We start from the raw sequence: 15,280 nt of genomic DNA on the forward strand, positions 1-15,280 counted from the left end.
CGGATCAGTCGCGCTGGCCGTGGACGAGCCAGGCCAGGCCATAGCCGATCGCGGCGGCGCCGAGTGCCCAGAGCAAAGGTGCGTCCTCGGCCGACTCCTGCACGGTCCGCGCGCCCTGTCGCGCCAGCTGGCCGGCGCGGTCGGCGGCCTCGCGAGCGTCGCTGCCGAGCTTGTCGGCGAGCTCCGGTGCGCCATCGACGGCATCGGCGACCGCGGACTTCGCGCGGCCATAGAGGTTCTGTGCGCCGCCTGCGACCTGATCGACGACCCCGTCGACCTGCCAGTCACGGCTGCTGACGGTATCGCCGATCGTCTTCTCGACCTTGCCGCCGACATAGCGTGCGCCGCCCTGGAATTCGTCCTTGTTCATCGTCTTGTCCTTCTCGAAAGTGGGGAAACGTCAATTCGGCTCAGGGCAGGACACGGCAGGCTGCCGCGGCCTTGCCGACCTCGAGCGCGATCGCCGGGTCGCGCAGTTCGGAGGCGACACGGATCAGGTCGGACGGCGTCAGCGCCCCCGGCGTCGTGTCGTTCTGCCGATACGCCGCGGCCGCCTTGCCGAGCCGCTGGAGCTGCCCGAGCGACAGGCGCGACTGGAGCCGCTCGCCGACGCAATCCGCACGCGGCGCGTCGAGCCCGTAGCGCTGCAACCCCGAGGATATGCGCGTCGCCGGTGCCGAACAGCCGACGACTCCCGTCATCAACGCAAGCGAGGCGATCGTCGCAGACAGGCTTTTCATGATCGGACTCCCGACATTCCAAGAGCGCAACTGCTCCCGGATCGGACGCATAAAGCGTGAAACGGGACGTAAGTTCCTGGTATTTATGCGCTAATCATGGGTACTCATATACTAGAGGATCGGCTGCCCGCGCCCGGTACAATCGCGCGAAACGGCGATGCAGAGTCACCGTGCTGGCATCGATCGCCACGCTGGCGCGCCGCTCATGCCAGTCGGCGCGCGCGTGGAAATAGGCGTCCTCTCCGGCATCGCCGGTGTGGGGCGGCCGGTCGTCGTCCTGATCCGTCATCGTCCTGCTTTTCTCAATGGTCATCGCCGCGACCTTAGGCCGTCAGCGCCACCGCCGCGTGATCGGAAAGGACCAGTGCACTGGGTAGATATCCCAGTCGGCGCCGCGCCCGTCCGGCGGTCGCCCTCACGCGCGGCGGAAGCCACCCCGCCGGTTGAAGATCGCCACCGTCGCGTCGATCCCGACCGTCACGACCTGTTCGATGATCCGGTCTAGCAGCACGGATCGGCCGGCCAGCCCATGCTGGCGCAGGACGATCATGACGAGCGCGCGGACATAGGCCTGCTTCTGCGCGCCCGACAGATGGACGAACACCTCCGCCTGCTGCGTGCCGATCGCGAAGACCGCGGCGAGGCTGCGCACCAGGCCCGGATTGTCCGTGATCAGCGTCCGCAACTCGGCCACCGCGGCAAGCGCCCCCGCATCCCGGCTCGCGACACGGTCGACGATCACGCGCAGCCCGGGCGAGAGCTGGTTCGCGCCGAGCACGAGTCGCCATGCCAGTCCGGCGAGCCATGCGGCCGCGCGGTCGAGAAGCTGGCGCAGCAGCAGCAGCGGCGGGCTCGCGATCCGCGCGCGGATGCCGAGCCGCGCGTCGGCGAGCTGGTCCGTGTCCCACAGCGCGTTCTGGTTGACGTGCGCCACCGTGAAATCGATCAGCAGATCGGCGCCGAGCGAGAACACCGCCGGCTCGAGCAGGCTCGGGACCCAGGGAATGTCGTACCCGCCGCGCCGTGCGGCATAGAGGAGCGCGGCCTTGACCTGCTGGCGCTTGTAGCGACCCCGGCCCGCCTGCGTGCCGTGCAGCCGCTCGGCTTCGTCGACCAGTGTGTCGACCAGCGCGATCAGCGCAACCAGACGTTCGCCAAGGTCGCGCGCGAGGAGCACGACATCGCCGAATGCCGCATCGATACCCGGCACCGCGGCGACCTGCGACAGCCGGGCCTGCATCTCCCAAGCATCGCGGTGGAGACGCATGACGACGTCGCGCGGCAGGGCGGCAGACTCGCTGTCGCCGGCCAGCAACGAGGCACTTGCGCGCAGCATTGCCGCCAGCGCTGTGCTGCCGGCCTGTTCGGCGGCGCACGCGGCCTCGCCGAACGCGCTCACGCCGACCGCCGCCAGAGCTGGACAAAGCCCGTCGCGCTGAGCGCTGCCAGGCTCCAGAGCGTGGCCGTCAGTGCGGTCGACGCCCATGCCGGCCAGCGATCGGCGGCTGGATGCGGCACCAGCAGCAGCACCGCACAGCCGACCCAGAAGATCGCGACGCCGATCAGCCGCCGCTGATCCCGCCGTACCGCGCGGTCGGCCGGCGGTTCGCGTAGATCTACGGGCACGCGGTATTGCGGCGCGGTCGCCTGTGACAGGAGCTGGTCGATCCGGCGGGGCAGCGTCGCGAGCGGTTCGATTTCGTCGAGCAGCCCGACCGCGATCGCATGGCTGTCGGGCGCTTCGAACAGTGTCTCGATGCTACGCCGCATCATGAAGCGCTGGGTGATCGCGGCAAGGTCGACCGCCGGGTCGAGCCGGCAGGCGCTGGCGGCAAGAGCGGTCATCCAGCGTAGCGCCGCCAGAAGATCGGCGGGCACGCGAAACCCGCACGGCCCTGCGGCAGCGAGCCCGTCGGCCAGCGCGCGTTCGATCCAGCCGCCGTCGCGCCGATCCCGCATCCTCCGCTCCAGCGTCGTGACGTGACGCGCATAGGCCGCGGCATCCGCCACCGGCCCCGCCTCGAACAGCGCCACTGCCTCGCTGGACAGTCGGGCCGGATCGCCCGACAGCAACGCGCGGACGAACCGGGGCAGCGCCTGCTGAAGCGCGCGCGACAATGGCTCGGCGGCGCCGAGATCGCCCAGGCCGATCCGGCTTTCGCGCAGGATGAGCAGCGATGCGGGGCGCGGGTCGACCGGCGCTTCGTGATGAATGAAGAGCCGTTCCAGTCCCGCCTCGATCAGCCGTTGCGCGGCGGTCGGCGCGTCGATGTCGTGCCAGTCCAGCGCCGCCACGTCGTTGCGCGCGACGAGCTGCTCGACCTGGGGGAGGGGCAACCCGGCCAGCGGTGTGACGCCGATCACATGCGCGGCAGCTGGCGTAGCAATCCGCGGGACGACAATCCCGGTCCGCGTCAGCGCGCGACGTCGCCACGCGAGCATCCGGCGCCGTTGCCCGGGAATGTCGAGATCGGCGGCAATCCAGCGGTGCAGATCCCGCGCCAGCGACGTCGCTGCGCGCTCGCGATCGACACCGGGTCGAAGCAGCGGGGTGACGATGGCGATCGCGGCGTCGATCGCCGCACTGTCGGGCGCGCGTTCGGGCAGGGCGACGCGCAGAAGGACGTCGCGCCCGTCCGCACGCCGACCGAACGCGGTCCAGCATAACGGATTGCTCCCGGTCGCACCGGCGGTCCAGACCGGCAGGACCGCGTCGAGCGTCTGGTCGAGCTCCGTCGCGATCAGCGTGAGGGCCTGGGCCGGCGGTCGGACCTCGACGGGGTGGCGCAGCGTGAGCGCCCGGATCGTCTCGCGGTCGAACAGATCGATCCGCAGCGCCATCAGCTGCGAGAGACGCACCCCGCCGTGGCCCAGCCGGGCGAGCCGCACCGCGGCCTGCTGCGCGGTCGCCGCCACGCGATCAGCCCCCGGTCCATAGCGCGCGCAGGCCGCCGATCGCGACGAGCGCCGCCGCGCCCGCAACCACGCCGGCCGCGGTTCCAAGGGGCAAGGCGACGGCATGCAGCGCCAGCGCGACCGCGGCGAGCGGGAGCGCGACCGCGCGGGCATCGTCGCCACCAGGCAGCCGCGCGACGATCGGGATTGCCGGACGTCGCGTCACCGCCGCCACGGCGCGCGCAGCCTCCCCACGTGTCAGGCGGACATAGTCGACGAGGCCGCCGACCGCGGACGCGCCGCGCACGCCGATGCCCGGGCGGATATCCGCGAAGAAGCGGCGCACCGCCGCCAGCAGGTCGAACCGCCCCGGCAGCTGATGCGCGGTCGAATCCAGCAGGCCAAGCGCGCGCCAGAACAGGAGATGCTCGGGCGCCAGCCGGACCCGGTGCCGCCGCATCACCTCGAACATCAGGCCCTGGTAATAGGCCGTCAGCTGGCGCTCCACCGGGGTCGCCGGATCGGTTGCGGCCTCGTGCCAGCCGCGCAGGATCGCCTGCGTCGCGCGCCGATAGGCCGCGACATCGGTCGTCGGCGCGAGGGTGACGAGCGCCGCATAGCAGTCGAACGCCGCCTCGATCCGGCCAAGCGCCAGATTCTCGACATAGGCCGCCAGCGTCAGCCGGTCCGCGCCCGAGATCTCACCGAAAATGCCGAAATCGATCAGCGCGATTCCACCGCCGCGTTGGATCATGACGTTCCCCGGATGCGGGTCGCCGTGAAAGAAGCCGGTGACGAACAGCTGGCGAAGAAACGCCTCGCACAGTCGTTCGGCGATCACCGCTGGCGTGATCCGCAGGCGTTTGGCCTCGCCGCCGCGCGCGATGACGCGTGCCAGCGGCACGCCGACGATCAGGTCCATCACCAGCACGCGCCGCGTGCTCAGCGTCCAGTGGATCCGCGGGATGCGGACGCCGCGCTCGGGATCCGCGGCGATGCGATTTGCGGTCCGGCCCTCGATCCGGAAATCGGTCTCGCGCATCGTGAAGGCGGCGATTTCGGTGACCAGCGCCCGCGCGCCGACGCCGGAAAACAGCCCCAGCCGATCCGCCAGCGCCGCGGCGGCGGCGATCAGGCGGAAGTCCGCGGTCATCGTCGCGACGATGCCGTCGCGCTGGATCTTGACCGCGACCCGGGTGCCGTCGTGCAACCTTGCGCGATGGACCTGCGCGATCGAGGCGGCCCCGATCGGTACCGGATCGAACGCGGCGAACCACGTCGCGATCGGCGACCCGAGTTCGCCTGCGATGATCGCCGCCGCACGATCGCCCGGCATCGGCGGTACGGCATCGAGCAGCCGGGACAGTTCCGCGCACGTCAGCGCGGAGAACAGATCGCGCCGTATCGCCAGATACTGCCCGATCTTCACGGTCGTCACGCCCCCCGCTTCGAGCAGCCGCCGCAACCCGCGCGCGACCTCCGCCTCGGTCGAGTCGCGCTTGAGCAGGTGCAGTACCGCGGGCCGGAAGAACAGCCGTACCGCAAGCGCCGTCAGCCATGCCGCGCGGCCGATCGTCACGATCAGATGCCAGGCTCCGACCGCCGATACCCCGCGCCGCTCGCCGATTTCGTCGCTGTCGATGACCGCCGCCGGCATGTCTTGCTCCATTTCGGAGGTTTCAGACGAAGTTCTAGTCCGCAATGGAGATAGTACTCAAATGCCTTTGTTAAACTATGCCGAGATCCGTGATAGTCAAGAACCAATCAAAATCACCAGGGCGCAAGTACAAGATACATTAATCTGCAAATCGCGAAAGGATTGGGCATGGCAAACCGTTCTGACAAACCAAATCAGGGTGACAGCGACCGGCGTGATCGTGTGCAGCATGAGCGGCTGGTCAGGCGCGCGCGGGTCCGATCCCGGCGCGACCTGCGGTCGCCGCGTGACTTTGCCGAGAATGTCGAGACGATCGATCGCGTCGCCGATCGCGTCGCGAACGACGTCAACGCATTGGTGCGCGCCTGGAGCGCGGCGAACGCCGAAAGCTTCAAGGGCGCGGTCACGATCCTTGGCAATGTCGCGCTCGACCTGTTCGGCGGCGCCACGCGCGCCAGCCGCCGCCGTGACGAGGCGTATCGCGATGACCTCGATCGGGAGGACGAGTATGCCGAGCGCGATCCCGACCGGGTGTCGCCGTCCTATGCGACGCGCCGCTCGAACGCCGACCGGATCGAGGAGGCGGGGGACGAGGTGGCCGGTTTCACCCATGCCGTATCCGACGCGCTGGCGGGCGCCGCGAGCGTCGTCTCGCGGTCCAGCCGGCGTTTCCAGGATGAATATGACAATGCGCTCGACGACGCGGAGGATGCCGACCGCGATCTGGGTCGCGAGGACACCGATCCGGGCGATCATGAGGACGGCACGGCGTCCGACGAGAGCCTGGGCGGGCCCGGGGACGACGCCGATCGCGTCGGCGACCGCCCCCCGCCGGCCGGCCCACCCTCGACGCGCAAGCGTCGCCTCTAGACGCGCGGGAGGGTGCGGTGCTCGAGCGTGTGATCGCGGCGGTGCTCTGGCTGTATTGGCGTGCGAACCGCGGCTTTCTCGAGCGGTTCGCGGTCGCGCTGATCGGGCGCAATCCCGGCAATGTCCTGCTCGATCCCGACGGTCGCGCGGTGGTGCGCGAACTCGATCGGCTGTTGAAAATGATGACGCGCGCGGTCTTCGTCCAGGCGGCGCTCAGCGTGCTCGTCATGCCGCTCTGGGTTCCGCGAAAACTGCCCTATTCGCCGCTTGCGCGTCTGCTGCTCGGCCTGTTCCTGCCGGTCTGGAGCCAGGTCTTGCGGATCGTCTTCTGCTTTCGGTCCGCGGCGGGCCGGGCCCGCGTCGTCGACACGCTGTTCGTACGGCTTGGTGAGCAGGCCGCGGCCGAGGAAGACCAGCTGATCAAGAGCATCATCGTCATCGGCGCGGTCAAGACGTTGCTGAGCGGTGCCTATCTCGACCTCGACCGCACCTGGAATGGGCTGGACTATCAGCGGTTCCAGCAGCGAAGCTGGACCCCGCCAAGCGGGCCGGATCTCGCCGACCCGCAGCGTACGCCCGCCTCGACGCTGTTGATGCAGCGCCGGCGGACGCTGGCGGAGGTCGCGCGCAAACCGGCCGGTTCGACGACCTATCTCGTCATCGGGTCGGGGGCAGGGGGCGCCACCGCCGCCTATTTCATCCAGCAGGCCGATCCGTCGGCGCGGATCGTGATCCTCGAGACCGGGCCGCTGGTGCCCAACGACGCGCTGCCGGACAAGCTGATGGAGTCCGCCGCGTCCCTGTACATGAACGGCGGCTTCACTTTGTCCGCGGACGAGAAGACGACCTTCGTTCAGGGGCGCGTCGTCGGCGGCGGGACGCTGCTCAACAATTCGGTCGCCTGGAAGCCCGAGGGCGTCTGGTGGGACGACGTGGTCGTCAAGCGCTGGGAGCGTTTCGGCGTGACGCTCGACTGGGCCCGGCTCGATGCCAGCTACGACGCGATGCTCGACCTGCTCAACGTCCGACCCGTCAACCCGGTGGTGATGCCGCCGATGGCGCAGACGCTGAAGGACGGATTTGCCGCGATCGGCCAGACCGCGACCACCGTGAAGTGCAATATCCTCGACTGTATCGGGTGCGGGCGGTGCAATGCCGGATGCCGGTTCGGCGCCAAGCAGTCGATGAACGAGACGACCTTGCCAAGGCTCGTGGCGGCGGGTGCGCTGCTGGTCCCGGACGCGCACGTCACGGGTCTGATGCTCGACGGCGAACCGGGCGCGCAGCGGTGCCGCGGCGCCTATGCGCGCGATGCCACAGGCACCGCCTTTCAGGTCGCAGCCGATCGGATCGTTCTCGCCGCGGGTGCCTTTGCCTCGACCAAGATCCTGCGCCGCAGCGGCTTTTCGGGCGCGCTGCCCGGGGTGCGGACCGTCGGCAAGCGCTTCTCGGGCAATATGGGAACCCCGGTGTTCGGCGAGTTCGCAACGCGCCAATATGGCGCCCGCGGGATCCAGGTCGGCTATGCGATCGAAATGCCGCGCGAGCGCATGGTGATCGAGACCGCCTTCGGACCGCCGTCATCGCTCGGGATGGAGGCCCCGCAATGGGGTCCCGATTTCATGGGCCTGCTCGATCGCTACAACGACGTCGCAGTGGCGGTGCCGGTGATCGGCGCGAACGCCTATGGCAGCATCAACGCCGATCTCTCGTCGAGCGGCTACACCATCTCCTATGCGCTCGACGATGACGACTGGTATCGCCTGACGCTGGGGATGAAGGCGGCGGGGCAGGCGATGTTCGCCGCCGGCGCACGCCGCGTCTGCTCGACGCGGTTCGATGCGACCTGGGCCAATTCGCCCGCCGAGCTCGACGCCTATTTCGGCGCGGTCGGCCCGCTCCAGTATCTCAAGATCACGACCGCGCATCTGCAGGGCGGCAATGTGCTCCATCCCGATCCGGCGCAGGGCGTCGTCGATCTCGACATGCGCGTCCATGGGATCGACAAGTTGTGGATCGCCGACGCCAGCATCATTCCGTCGCCTATCACGGTAAATCTGCAGATGACGGTCATGGCGCTCGCCCATTATGCCGCGAAGTCCATCGTCGCCTGACGATCATTCATAATGGAGCAGCTTGATACGCTCGCGCTCCATTACGGACCAGCATCGCGATGTCACATCCTGCAAACCCGATATTGTGGGATCTTCTCTGAAGGAGGTCGTGGTGAGGGTTCTGGTCACGGGAAGTACCGGCTTCATCGGCGCCCGCACCGTGCGACGGCTGCTCGACCACGGATACCAGGTCCGCTGTCTCGTCCGCTCCGACCGTCGGATCGGCCGGCTCGGCGGACTCGCGGTCGAGCAGGTGCGCGGCGATCTCTTCGATGCGTTCAGCCTGGCCCGCGCGGTCAAGGGCTGTGATGCCTGCATTCATCTCGCCGGGCTGAGCGGCTGGGACCAGATCACCGGCCCGGCGGTCCATGACGTCATCCACCAGGGGACGCTCAGACTGCTCGCCGCACTCGCCGACACCAGTGTCCGGCGGCTCGTCTATGTCTCCTCGACGGCCGCGATCGACGGCACCCGCAAACCCGTCGCGCTCGACGAGCGCAGCCGGTTCACGCTCGGCCAGTCGGGGCTCGACTATGCGGTCGCCAAGCATGCGGCGGAACAGGCGGTCCTCCGCCACAATGGCGGTACGCTCGAGACGGTGATCGTCAGCCCGGCGGAAACCTATGGCGCCGACGATCAGGACTGGATCACCGCGGGCAGCATCCGCGACGTGCTCAGTGGCTGGCCCGCACTGGCGGTGAGGGGCGGCAGCTCGGTCGTCCATGTCGACGACGTCGCTTCGGGTATCGTCGCCGCGCTCGCACGGGGCGGTGCCGGCGAGCGCTATATCCTGGGCGGCGACAATCTGACGATCGAACAGATCGTCCGGCTGATGCTCGACATCGCCGCGGTCCGCCGACCCGTGGTCGTCGTGCCGTTCGCGCTGCTGCGAAGCGCGGTGGTCGCGTGCCGCCTTGTCCGACGGGCGCCGCCAATCGAGCCGGTTTTGCTCGACTATCTCAGCCGCTACTGGTTCGTCGTGTCTGACAAGGCCCGCGCCGAGCTCGGCTATCGCCCGCGACCGGCGCGCGACGTGCTATCGCCCGCGGTGCACTGGGTCCGCGATCAGATCGCCGAGACGCGTCGCGCCGTCCTGCGCGAAACGATCTCGGGCGAGCCGGTCGCGCATGGTGCAAGCCAGTGACCGGCGCCTCGACCCTCGTCGAGCTGCTCATCGCCAGGGCGTCCCCGGGCGGTGCGGCCGGCGCCGGGTACCGGTTCGAACGCGAGGACGGCAGCGAGGATATCCTCGACCTCGCCGCGCTCGAAACACGCGCGCGCTCGCTCGCCTCGCACCTGCTCGCGCACGGCCGCCGCGGCGACCGCGTCCTGCTCTATTATCCCCCCGGGCTCGACTTCATCATCGGCTTCTTCGCGACGGGATTTGCCGGCATGACCGCGGTTCCGGTGCCCTGCCCACGCGGCGGGACGATCGGCACGCTGGCCTATGCCGCGACCGCCGCGGTGATTGCGGACTGTACGCCCCGGCTCGCGCTGACGACCAGCGATCGCATCGCGGCGTTGCCCGCGGCGGCGTCTCGCGAGGGGGTCACATGGATCGCCAGCGACGCGCTGCCCCCGGTGTCCGCCGGACCATCCGGACCGCCGTTTCCCGCGCCGGGGCAGCGCGACCTGCCATCGCCGGACGACATCGCCTATCTCCAATATACGTCGGGATCGACGGGAATGCCCAAGGGCGTGATGATCACGCACGCACAGGCACTTGCGAACCTCGCGGCGATCGGCGCGGCGATGGACTTGCCGGCGGGTGCGCCGGGCGTGACCTGGCTCCCGCATTTCCACGACATGGGACTGGCGGGCGGCATCCTGTTCGCATTGTATGGCGGCCATCCGCTCGTGCTCATGGCCCCGCAGACGTTCCTCAACCGGCCGGTGCGCTGGTTGCGCGCGCTGACCCGTCATCGCGGCGTCTGGAGCGGCGCACCCAATTTCGCCTATGAGCTGTGTCAACGTCACGTTGCCGCAGGCGAGCGCGACGGGCTGGACCTGCGGCACTGGCGGGTCGCTGTCAGCGGCGCCGAGCCGGTCCGGCGCGCGACGGTCGACCGGTTCGCCGCCGCCTTTGCGCCGGTCGGCTTCGACGCCGCGGCACTGCGCCCCTTTTACGGATTGGCCGAAAGCGTCGTGTTCGTCAGCGGCACCCGCGCCGGAGGGGGGCCGCGGATGGTCGGCGCGCCCGCCGCGGACGGAGAAGCGTCGCCCACGCTGGCCTATGCGGCCTGCGGCACAGCGGCGGCCGGCCACCACATCGCGCTCGTGAACCCGGAAACCCTGGAGCGGCAGTCCTCCGGATCCACCGGCGAGATCTGGGTGAGGGGCCCGAGCGTCGCCGGCGGATATTGGGGCCGCGCGGCGGAGAGCGAAGCGGTGTTCGGCGCGCACATCGCAGGCGAGCCCGGGACGCGCTGGCTGCGCACCGGCGACACGGGGTTTTTCGATCAGGGCGAGCTCGTCGTCACGGGACGGCTCAAGGACCTGATCATCATCGCCGGGACCAATCACGTGCCGCACGATATCGAGGCGACCGTCGAGGCGGCGCACGCCGCGGTCCGCCCCGGCAATGTCGTGGCCTTTGCGGTCGAGGGCGATACCGATGCGCTGGTCGTCGCGGCCGAGGTCTTTGCCGATCTGGGCAACGATGCGCCCGAAACCGTGATCGCGGCAGTGCGCGCCGCGGTGTCCGACGCACACGGCATCGCGGTCCGCTCCGTCGTCCTGCTCCGACGTCGCACGCTGCCCAAGACGTCGAGCGGCAAGCTGCGCCGCGCGGCTGTGCGCGACGCCTGGTGCGACCAGCGGCTGGAGGGGGTGATCGCGGCGTGGCCTACGCACTCATCCGCGCCCGCCGCCGGCGCAAGCGTCGCGCTGCCCGCCAACGCGTGCCCCGACGCCAACGCGCTGACCGCAACGTTGGTCCGCCATGTCCGCCGGCTGCTCGGCGATCCGAATCTGGACGTCGCGGTCGAGCGCCCGTTGCACCAGCTCGGTCTCGGGTCGCTCGAACTTGCCGACCTGCGCGCCGCGATCGAGCGGGAGATGACGATCGACCTGCCGCTCGAACGGCTCCTGCGCGGATGGAGCATCGCCGAGATCGCCGCCGAACGCGCCGCGCCGCCCGGGACGACGGCCGGGCGTCATCCGTGGGAAACGCTGGTCAACCCCGAGATCGGGGCATTGCTTCGCCGCTTCCGGCTCGACCGGCCGTTCACGAGCGGTGCCGGCGCTTGGCTGACATGGGACGACGGCACGCGCATCCTCGACGCGATTGCAGGGTTCGGCGCGCTTCCCTTCGGGCATAATCCACCCGAGATATGGCAGGCGCTCGACGCGGCACGTACCGCCGCCGCGCCGAGCCTCTTCCAGCCGTCGATGAATGACGCCGCCGGAGCCCTGGCCGAGGCGCTGCTGGCGATCGCACCGCCCGGGCTGCGCCACGTCTGCTTTGCGAACAGCGGCGCCGAGGCGACCGAGATCGGCCTGAAGCTCGCCCGCGCCGCGACCGGACGCCCGGGCTTCCTCTCGACCACCAACGGGTTCCACGGCAAGACCTTCGGCGCGCTGTCGGTGACCGGCCGCGACACGTTCCAGGCGCCGTTCGGCGCGCCCGTCCTCGACGTCGACTATGTCCCGTTCGGCGACATCGCCGCGCTCGAGCGTGTCCTCACCGAGACCGGCACGCGCTATGCCGGGTTCATCGTCGAGCCGATCCAGGGCGAGGCGGGCATCGTCGAGCCGCCACGCGGCTATCTCGCCGCCGCGGCCAGCCTGTGCCGGGCGCACGGCATGCTGCTGATCGTCGACGAGATCCAGACCGGGCTCGGGCGTACCGGCGCGATGTTCGCCTGCGATGTCGAATGTGTCGCGCCCGACATCCTGCTCATCGCCAAGGCGCTCGGCGGCGGCGTGCTGCCGATCGGCGCGGTCCTCTATGCGTCGGGCTGCCACAGCGCGGCATTTGCGGGCAAGCACAGCTCGACCTTTGCCGGCAACGGGCTCGCCTGCCGGGTCGGCCTTGCCGCACTCGCCCGACTGACGGCCGATGGCGGGCGTCTCGTCGATATGGTGGCCAAGCGCGGCGCCCGGCTCGAAGCGGGGCTGCGCGGCGTGGCGGATCGCTATCCGGCGGCCCGGCTGGGCGTTCGCGGGCGTGGCTATCTCCTCGGGCTGCAGCTGCCCGCGGGCCGCGCCGCGCCCGCCGCTCACGGCCTGCTCGATATCCTCGCCGAACAGGCGATGCTCGCGCCGCTCGTCGCAAGCTATCTCCTCAACGTCTGTCACGTCCGCGTCGCACCGACGCTGCTCGGCAGCGAGGTCGTCCGGATCGAGCCGCCGCTGACGCTGACCGAGGCCGAGGCGGACCTGATCGTCGCCGCGGTCGGGCAGGTCGCACGGCTGCTAGCGGCGGGGGATGGCGGGGCGCTGGTCAACCACCTGCTCGACGCGCCGCTGTCCGCATCGGCCATCGGCCAGACGCGGACCCCGCCGGGTCCGTCGGCGCCGTCGATCGTCGTCGCGAAGCACGACGCGCCACCCTGGGCGTTCCTCGCGCATCCGCTCGACGCCGCGGGCTTTGCCGCGATCGACGACACGCTCGCGCGCTTTTCCGTGCCGCAGCTGACCGAACTGACCGACCGGCTCGGCGGCATGATCGCGCCGTTCGTCGCGAACACGCTGTCGGTCGTGGGTAACGATCGCACCGCGTCCGGTACGGTCATCCTCGTGCCCTGGACCGCGCAGGCGCTGGCACGCGACCGCGCCGGCGGGCTCGCGGCGATCCGCGCGGCGGCCGAGCTCGCGCGGACCGCCGGCGCGGGTGTGGTCGGGCTGGGCGGCTATTGCTCGATCGCGTGCGGCGGCGGCAGCGACCTTGCCGGCTCGGGGGTGCCGGTCACGACCGGCAACAGCTACACCGCGATCGCCGCGGTCGATGCGATGGCGGCGGCGTGCGACCGGCTCGACCGTCCGCTGGACAAGGCGGTCGTCGGGATCGTCGGCGGCGGGGGCTCGGTCGGACTCGGTCTCGCCTATCTGATGGCCGAGCGCGTCAGCCGGATCGTGCTCGTCGGCAATCCGGGGCATCGGCGCGCCAGTCTGGCGCGGCTGCGGTCGGCGGCGGCGGCGATCGCCGCGGCGCTGATCGCGGGCCGCGACGGAGTGAGCGGCGACCTGGCGCGCCGCGCGCTCGCCTATCACGACAGGACCGGGGCGGATGCGGCCGCGGTCGCCAACTGGCTGATCCTCGCGGGCGATGTCGAGCTTGCCGCGGACCATGCCGCGCTCGCCGCCTGCGACCTCGTCTTTACCGCGACCTCCAGTCCGGACCTGATCCTGGCACCCGAACTGTTCCGCCCGAACGCGATCCTGTGCGACGTGTCGCAGCCACGTAACATCGGACGCGCGACCGCGACCGCGCGGCCCGATCTGCTGGTGCTGGACGGCGGGCTGGTCGCGGTGCCCGGCGCGCCCGATCTGGGCATCCGCTTCGGCCTCGCACCGGGGGTCGCGTTCGCGTGCATGTGCGAACCGATGATCCTTGCGCTCGAAGGCCGGTTCGACGCCGCGCCGATCGGGCTTGGCGTACCGCTCGACTATCTTCGCGCCCTGCGCGGCTGGGGCGCGCGGCAGGGCTTCCGGATCGCCGCGCCGACCAGCTTCGGCCGACCGCTCGAGCCCGCCGACTGGCGCGCCCGCCGCACGCACAACCTTCATGACCAAGGGGAAAAATATGCCCAACGCCCTCAATCTTGACGGCATCGCGCTCACGCGGGAGCAGGGACGCTGGTGTCGCAAGGCGGAGACGCTGGCGCGCGAGGTGCTGCGCCCCAATGCGGCCGAGATCGATCACGGCGGGGTCTTCCCCAGCGCCAATATCGACGCGCTCAAGCGATCGGGGCTGCTCGCGCTGATGATCCCGACCGAGATGGGTGGCGGCGGCGGGGACATCGTCACCGCCGCGCTGGTGACCGAGGCGCTCGCCAAGGGCTGCGTGTCGACCGCGATGATCTACACGATGCACCAGTCGACGCTGCCGATGCTGTGCGCGCTCGCCGATGCCGAACAGGTCGAGCGGTTCATCGCCCCGATCGTCCGCGGTGAGCTTCTCGGCGCGTTCGCGATGAGCGAACCGGGATCGGGCAACCGGATCTGGCACATGGATAGCCATGCGCGCAAGAACGGCCACGGCTTCATCCTCGACTCCTTCAAGTCATTCTGCACCTCGGCGGGCCATGCCGATTTCTACCTCGTCCCGACACGCGGCAACGCCGATGCCGGAGCGACCGATCTCAGCATGTTCTGGGTCGATGGCGATGCGACCGGGATCGAGCCCAAGGGCGCCTGGGACGGCATGGGGCTGCGCGGCAATGGCAGCCGCCCGCTGCACTTCAACCAGGTGCACGTCCCGCCGATCGCCCGGCTCGGCGGCGAGACCACGGGCTTTTCGTTCATGATGGCCTATGCGCTGCCGATCTACCTGGTCGGCCTGGCGAGCTGCTATCTGGGGCTTGCCTCGGCCGCGTTCGACGGCGCGATCGCGCATGTGAAGGGGCGCGTCCATTCGGATACGCAACGCTCGCTCGCCACCGTCGAGACGGTGCAGCGCTATGCCGCCGAGATGCGCTGCCGGATCGACCAGGCGCGCGCGACCGTGCTGCGGGTCGCGCAGATGTCGGACAATGCGGTGGTCCTGTTCAACGAGTTCAACACCGCCGGGCTGCTCGACGAGATCATCCGCGACAATCCCGACGATCCCTATTTCGTCGAGCTGGCCGAACTGAAGATCATCGCCAGCGAGATGGCGGTCGATGTCGCGCATACCGCGCTGCAGGTCTGCGGGGGCAGTGGCTACAAGCGCGGCCACCTCGTCGAGCGCTGTTACCGCGACGCGCGTGCCGGTTCGCTGATGGGCCCCTCCGACGACACGCTGAAGGTGATCATGGGCAATCAGTTGCTCGGCACGCCGCAACCCTGGGCCTGAGGATATA

General features: G+C 69.9%; 11 protein-coding genes. 5 read left to right on the plus strand and 6 right to left on the minus strand.

From position 1 onward, the window contains the following. Positions 1-4 precede the first annotated feature (4 nt). The 6 genes from J3A66_RS01230 to J3A66_RS01255 form a co-directional block, all read right to left on the minus strand. A complete protein-coding gene (locus J3A66_RS01230) occupies positions 5-370 on the minus strand; it encodes a hypothetical protein (protein ID WP_031395490.1) in 366 nt (121 codons plus the stop codon). A 40-nt stretch (positions 371-410) separates the two neighbouring features. Then, the gene (locus tag J3A66_RS01235) at positions 411-740 is read right to left on the minus strand and encodes a hypothetical protein (RefSeq protein ID WP_209566615.1); all 330 of its coding nucleotides are present in this window, start codon (positions 738-740) and stop codon (positions 411-413) included. Between the two features lie 94 nt (positions 741-834). Beyond that, entirely contained in the window at positions 835-1,053 is a 219-nt protein-coding gene (locus tag J3A66_RS01240) for a hypothetical protein (protein ID WP_209566616.1), read from the minus strand. A 102-nt stretch (positions 1,054-1,155) separates the two neighbouring features. Continuing rightward, positions 1,156-2,139, minus strand: a complete 984-nt coding sequence (locus J3A66_RS01245; protein ID WP_209566617.1) for a hypothetical protein — start codon at positions 2,137-2,139, stop codon at positions 1,156-1,158. Beyond that, positions 2,136-3,656 carry an AarF/UbiB family protein gene (locus J3A66_RS01250; RefSeq protein WP_209566618.1) on the minus strand — a complete coding sequence of 507 codons (1,521 nt, stop codon included), beginning with the start codon at positions 3,654-3,656 and terminating at the stop codon, positions 2,136-2,138. Before J3A66_RS01250 ends, J3A66_RS01245 begins: the two co-directional genes overlap by 4 nt. A gap of 4 nt (positions 3,657-3,660) precedes the next feature. Next, the gene (locus J3A66_RS01255; RefSeq protein ID WP_209566619.1) at positions 3,661-5,292 is read right to left on the minus strand and encodes an AarF/ABC1/UbiB kinase family protein; all 1,632 of its coding nucleotides are present in this window, start codon (positions 5,290-5,292) and stop codon (positions 3,661-3,663) included. Between the two features lie 168 nt (positions 5,293-5,460). On the opposite strand from J3A66_RS01255, the gene J3A66_RS01260 reads away from it, so the two are divergent. The 5 genes from J3A66_RS01260 to J3A66_RS01280 all read left to right on the plus strand — a co-directional run bounded on the left by J3A66_RS01260 (position 5,461) and on the right by J3A66_RS01280 (position 15,273). Further along, positions 5,461-6,162 (plus strand): hypothetical protein, encoded by a 702-nt coding sequence (locus J3A66_RS01260; protein ID WP_209566620.1) that lies wholly within the window; start codon positions 5,461-5,463, stop codon positions 6,160-6,162. Between the two features lie 17 nt (positions 6,163-6,179). Then, positions 6,180-8,276, plus strand: a complete 2,097-nt coding sequence (locus tag J3A66_RS01265; protein ID WP_209566621.1) for a GMC family oxidoreductase N-terminal domain-containing protein — start codon at positions 6,180-6,182, stop codon at positions 8,274-8,276. A gap of 112 nt (positions 8,277-8,388) precedes the next feature. Beyond that, positions 8,389-9,420: an NAD-dependent epimerase/dehydratase family protein gene (locus J3A66_RS01270; protein ID WP_209566622.1), complete on the plus strand. Its 1,032-nt coding sequence runs from the start codon at positions 8,389-8,391 to the stop codon at positions 9,418-9,420. Next, entirely contained in the window at positions 9,417-14,045 is a 4,629-nt protein-coding gene (locus J3A66_RS01275; RefSeq protein ID WP_209566623.1) for an aminotransferase class III-fold pyridoxal phosphate-dependent enzyme, read from the plus strand. The genes J3A66_RS01270 and J3A66_RS01275 overlap by 4 nt, the downstream gene beginning before the upstream one ends. Beyond that, the gene (locus tag J3A66_RS01280) at positions 14,023-15,273 is read left to right on the plus strand and encodes an acyl-CoA dehydrogenase family protein (protein ID WP_159510546.1); all 1,251 of its coding nucleotides are present in this window, start codon (positions 14,023-14,025) and stop codon (positions 15,271-15,273) included. Before J3A66_RS01275 ends, J3A66_RS01280 begins: the two co-directional genes overlap by 23 nt. Positions 15,274-15,280: the final 7 nt, after the last annotated feature.

The organism is Sphingomonas sp. PvP018 (genome assembly GCF_017876865.1).
Taxonomy (GTDB): domain Bacteria; phylum Pseudomonadota; class Alphaproteobacteria; order Sphingomonadales; family Sphingomonadaceae; genus Sphingomonas; species Sphingomonas aerolata.